Source organism: Aeromicrobium sp. (assembly GCF_047606445.1).
Taxonomy (GTDB): Bacteria; Actinomycetota; Actinomycetes; order Propionibacteriales; family Nocardioidaceae; genus Aeromicrobium.
Genome location: NZ_JASGEK010000060.1, coordinates 1 through 4,418, shown reverse-complemented (window position 1 = coordinate 4,418; position 4,418 = coordinate 1). Strand labels below are relative to the sequence as shown.

The 4,418-nt window shown below is 70.4% G+C and carries 5 protein-coding genes; 1 reads left to right on the top strand and 4 read right to left on the bottom strand.

Annotated features, from left to right (window positions below):
• Window positions 1-785: ATP-binding protein (locus QM621_RS11120; protein WP_414990450.1), on the top strand; the 785-nt coding region annotated here is incomplete at its 5' end.
• Window positions 786-845: 60 nt separating this feature from the next.
• Here the strand turns inward: QM621_RS11120 and QM621_RS11115 are convergent.
• The 4 genes from QM621_RS11115 to QM621_RS11100 all read right to left on the bottom strand — a co-directional run bounded on the left by QM621_RS11115 (window position 846) and on the right by QM621_RS11100 (window position 4,273).
• Window positions 846-1,316 (bottom strand): DUF2505 domain-containing protein, encoded by a 471-nt coding sequence (locus tag QM621_RS11115; RefSeq protein WP_414990449.1) that lies wholly within the window; start codon window positions 1,314-1,316, stop codon window positions 846-848.
• Between the two features lie 13 nt (window positions 1,317-1,329).
• Entirely contained in the window at window positions 1,330-2,088 is a 759-nt protein-coding gene (locus QM621_RS11110) for a PspA/IM30 family protein (protein WP_414990448.1), read from the bottom strand.
• Between the two features lie 62 nt (window positions 2,089-2,150).
• The gene (locus QM621_RS11105) at window positions 2,151-3,560 is read right to left on the bottom strand and encodes a sensor histidine kinase (RefSeq protein WP_414990447.1); all 1,410 of its coding nucleotides are present in this window, start codon (window positions 3,558-3,560) and stop codon (window positions 2,151-2,153) included.
• Window positions 3,557-4,273, bottom strand: a complete 717-nt coding sequence (locus QM621_RS11100) for a response regulator transcription factor (protein ID WP_414990446.1) — start codon at window positions 4,271-4,273, stop codon at window positions 3,557-3,559. The genes QM621_RS11105 and QM621_RS11100 overlap by 4 nt, the downstream gene beginning before the upstream one ends.
• Window positions 4,274-4,418: the final 145 nt, after the last annotated feature.

Genomic DNA, 4,418 nt, shown 5'->3' with positions numbered 1-4,418 from the left:
GTCCGACGTCGGACACGCCGCGCGCCGACTACGTGGAACGGGTCGTCACCGGCGGGTTCCCGCTGGCGGTCGGACGTTCCGAGGCGGCACGTCACCGCTGGTTCGACAATTACGTCCGCCAGTCGATCGAGCGTGACGCGATGGAGTTGTCGCGGGTGCGTCAACGCCAGGTCTTGCGGGAGCTGCTGGGGCGGCTAGCGGGGCGTACCGCGCAGGTCCTCAATCTCAACGACGTGTCGGACGGGCTGGGCGTCGACCGCAAGACGGTCGAGCAGTACACCCGCTTGTTGGAAGACCTCTTTCTGATCGCGCGCCTGCCCGCGTGGGGCAAGACCTTGCACGCTCGGTCGGCGGCCAAGCCGAAGGCGCATGTGGTCGACTCGGGGTTGGCGGCGCGGCTGCTGCGGCTGAGTCCGGCGAAACTGGCGACGCTGGACCCGACGGCGCTGACGGAGTTCGGTCATCTGTTGGAGAGCTTCGTGGTCGGTGAGCTGCGCAAGCAGGTCTCCTGGCTGGACGAGGGCATGACCATCGGCCATTGGCGCACGCACGACCATGACGAGGTCGACTTCGTGATCGAGTTCGACGACGGCGGTGTGCTGGCTTTCGAGGTCAAGGCGAACGAGCGGGTGGCGGGCGCCGACTTCAAAGGTCTGCGCAAGCTGCGGGACGCGGTGGGCGACCGGTTCGTCGCCGGGGTCGCGTTGAGTGTCGGAGCGCGCTCCTACACCTATGAGGATCGCCTTCATGTGCTCCCTGTGGATCGGCTGTGGCGGCCGGTGTGAGGCGGACAGGCGAAGGGGGCTCCGACATCCGGTGTCGGAGCCCCCTTCGTTCAGTCCAGGTCAGAGCTTGGTCAGGCCGAGCTCGACCTCCTTGCGCAGGGACTTGACGATCTGCTTGTGGAACTCGCCCTCGAACTTCTTGCCGATGAGCGGGATGGACACCTTGACGTTGCCCTCGACGGTGAACGTCGTGCCGTCGCCCTTCGGGGCGAGGGTCGCGGTGCCCAGCATCTCGGCCGGCTGGCCGACGATGGAGACCTTGACGCTGGCGGTGCGGCTGCCGTCGCCGGCGTCGGTCCACTGCTCGGTCTGCTTGACCTTGACCGTGCTGCCGGTGAGCTTCTTGACGAAGTCGGGCACCTCGGCGGGCATCGTGCGGCTGAGCGAGACCGTGCCGCCGTCGACGCCGACCTCGTACTCCAACGCGCCCTGGTCCTCACAGGCCTCGCTGCGGAACGCCTGGTCGGTGATGAGGCCGTAGACCGCGTCGACCGAGGCGCCTTCGTACTGGAATGTCTCTGAGAGCTTCATGCGCCCTATCCTGTCAGGCCGGGGACTCGTCCGCGATGCTTTTCGCGTCTGAGTTTCCGGCGAGTTGCTTCAGCTCGGCCAGACGCGCCTCCACCTCGAGCTGCGCGGCGTCGACCTCCAGCTCGGCGAACTGCGCGTCGAGGCTGGAGTTGGCCAGCTCGGCCTTGCCCGCGACCAGCGCCTCGTCGCGGCGGACCTTCTCCTCGAAGCGCGACAGCTCGCTCGTCGGGTCGAGCACGTCGATCGACTTGACCGCGTCGGCCACCTTCGCCTGCGCCTCGGCGGTGCGGGCGCGGGCGACCAGCTGGTCGCGGCGGGTCTTGAGCTCGTCGAGTTTCACGCGCATCTGCGTCAGGCCGGTCTTGAGCTTCTCGACCGTCTCGGCCTGCGAGGCGATCATCGGCGCGGCGGCCTTCGCCTCGTTCTCGAAGCCGATCTGCTTGGTCAGCGCGACCTTCGCCAGCTGGTCGAAACGGTCGGCGTCGGCGGCCTGCCCGCCCGCGCGGAGCTGGTCGGCCTTCTGCGAGGCGGCGAGCGCCTTCTGGCCCCACTCCTTCGCGGCGGCGACGTCCTCGGCGTGGTCGGCCTCGGCCAGCCGCAGGTTGCCGATGGTCTGCGCGACGGCGTCCTCGGCCTCGGCGATGGAGTTGGTGTAGTCGCGGACCAGCTGGTCGAGCATCTTCTGCGGATCCTCGGCCTTGTCGAGCAAGGCGTTGATGTTGGCCTTGGTCAGCTGGCTGATCCGGCCGAGGATGGACTGCTTCTGAGCCATGGTCGTCCTTTTCTGGGAGAGGGGTCGCCTCGATCTTGGCGCACGCGGGGGACACGCACAACCTATCGGGGAAGCGAAACCCGGAAGGTCGTGTCGCCGGGGGCGCTCTCGACCTGCGCGGAGCCGCCGTGCGCCTCGGCGATGGCCCTCACCAGCGAGGCGCCCAGGCCCGCGCCGCCGGAGGCGCGGGTGCGCGAGGAGTCGCCCCGCGCGAACCGGTCGAAGACCCGGGGGACCAGCTCGGCGGGCAGGCCGGGGCCGGTGTCGTGCACCTCGACGACTGCCCGTCCCGGCTCGGCGCGGAGCCGGGCCGTGACGACGGTGCCCTCCGGGGTGTGCCGGGAGGCGTTGCTCAGCAGGTTGACGACCACCTGGTGCAGCCGCTGGTCGTCGCCGGTGACGGTGACCGGCTCGTCGGGGAGGTCGAGCCGCCACTGGCGGTCCCGGTCGACCACCTGACGGTCGGAGACGGTCTCGACCAGCAGCCGGGTCAGGTCGACCTCCTCGGCCTCCAGGGGTCGTCCGGCGTCGAGGCGGGCCAGCAGCAGTAGGTCGGCGACCAGCCCGGACATGCGGCCGGCCTCGGAGTCGATCCGGTCGAGCGCCTGTGCCAGCGTCTCGGCGTCGGCCCCCGCGCGCAGCAGCTCGGTGTAGCCGGCGATGGTGGTCAGCGGGGTGCGCAGCTCGTGCGAGGCGTCGGCGACGAACTGGCGCAGCCGCTCCTCGCTGGCGTGCCGTTCGGCCAGCGACAGCTCGATGTGCTCCAGCATCGCGTTGAGCGCCGCGCCGACCTGGCCGACCTCGGTCGACGGGTCGCTGAGCCGCTCGGCCACCCGCGGGGTGGTGCCGACCTCGCCCGACGACAGGGGCAGCACGGCCACCTGGTGCGCGGTCGCGGCGACCTCGCGCAGCGGCCGCAGCTCGCGTCGCACCAGCGTCCGTCCGGCCACGCCCGCGACCGCCACGCCCGCGAGGGTGAGCGCCACCTCCCACCACAGCAGCGTCGCCAGGGTCTCGTCACGGTCGGTCGTGGGCAGTCCGGCGGCCACTTGCAGGCCGTCCTCCTCCTCGACCACGAGCACCCGGTAGCCGCCGAGGTCGGCGAGGTCGACGGTGTGCGTCTCGCCGTCGGCGGGCACGGCGGCGAGCGCCTCGATGACCGCCTCGGACACATGCGCCCGGTCCCCGTCGCCGATCGTCATGCCGATCCAGGAGCCGTCGTCGGCGACCGCCGTCAGGGTCCCCTCGCCCTGGCCGAGCGGGGCGGGCACCGGGCCGGCGCCGCCAGGGCGGGGCGGGCCGGAGGACGGGCTTTCGTCGAGCTCGCGGGTGGCACGGTCGAGGGAGGCGTGCAGCTGCTCGTCGAGCCGGTCGGTGAGCACCGAGCTCATCGTCAGCGTGGCGAGCGCCGACACCGAGACGCCGACGACGGCGATCAGCGCCATCGTGATGAGGACGAGGCGGCGGGTCATGGCTTGAGCACGTAGCCCGCGCCGCGTTTGGTGTGGATCATCGGCGTGCGTCCCGTCTCGATCTTCTTGCGCAGGTAAGAGATGTACAGCTCGACCACGTTGGCCTGGCCGCCGAAGTCGTAGTGCCACACGCGGTCGAGGATCTGCGCCTTGCTCAGCACACGGCGGGGGTTGCGCATGAGGAAGCGCAGCAGCTCGAACTCGGTCGCGGTCAGCTCGATCTCCTCGCCGTCGCGGAATACCTCGTGGCTGTCCTCGTCGAGGGTGAGGTCGCCGACGGTGAGGACGTTCTGCTCGGCCGTCTGCGCCGCGCCGGCCCGGCGCACCTGGCCGCGCAGCCGTGCGACCAGCTCCTCCAGGCTGAACGGCTTCGTCACGTAGTCGTCGCCGCCGAGGGTGAGCCCGAAGACGCGGTCCTCGACGGCGTCGCGGGCGGTGAGGAAGACGATGGGCGTGGTCGGCGCGAAGTCGCGGATGCGGCGCAGCACCTCGGTGCCCTCGATGTCGGGCAGCATCACGTCGAGCACGATCACGTCGGGGTCGCTCTCGCGCGCGGCCTTGACCGCGGCGATCCCGGTGTGCGCCACCGTCACCTCCCATCCCTCGGGACGCAGCGCCATGCGCAGCAGTTCGGTGATGTTCGGCTCGTCGTCGACCACCAGCACGCGGATCGGCGACCCGTCGGCGCGGGTGAGGGGGACCGTTGTCGTCATGCTCTCAGTCTGCCGTGGCCGCCCGTGGTCCGTCTGTCGGCTTTCTGTGAGCCGACTGTGGGTGGGTTCCCATAGGGCGGTGAGTTGTCCACCTTTCCCCTGTCGTCGGTGGCTCATCCACCCTATGAGCCCTCATAGGGTGGAT

Bases quoted from the DNA above. Each gene is read 5' to 3' on its own strand.
- QM621_RS11115 (WP_414990449.1), bottom strand. From the start codon at position 1,316: ATGAAGCTCTCAGAGACATTCCAGTACGAAGGCGCCTCGGTCGACGCG.
- QM621_RS11110 (WP_414990448.1), bottom strand. From the start codon at position 2,088: ATGGCTCAGAAGCAGTCCATCCTCGGCCGGATCAGCCAGCTGACCAAG.
- QM621_RS11105 (WP_414990447.1), bottom strand. From the start codon at position 3,560: ATGACCCGCCGCCTCGTCCTCATCACGATGGCGCTGATCGCCGTCGTC.
- QM621_RS11100 (WP_414990446.1), bottom strand. From the start codon at position 4,273: ATGACGACAACGGTCCCCCTCACCCGCGCCGACGGGTCGCCGATCCGC.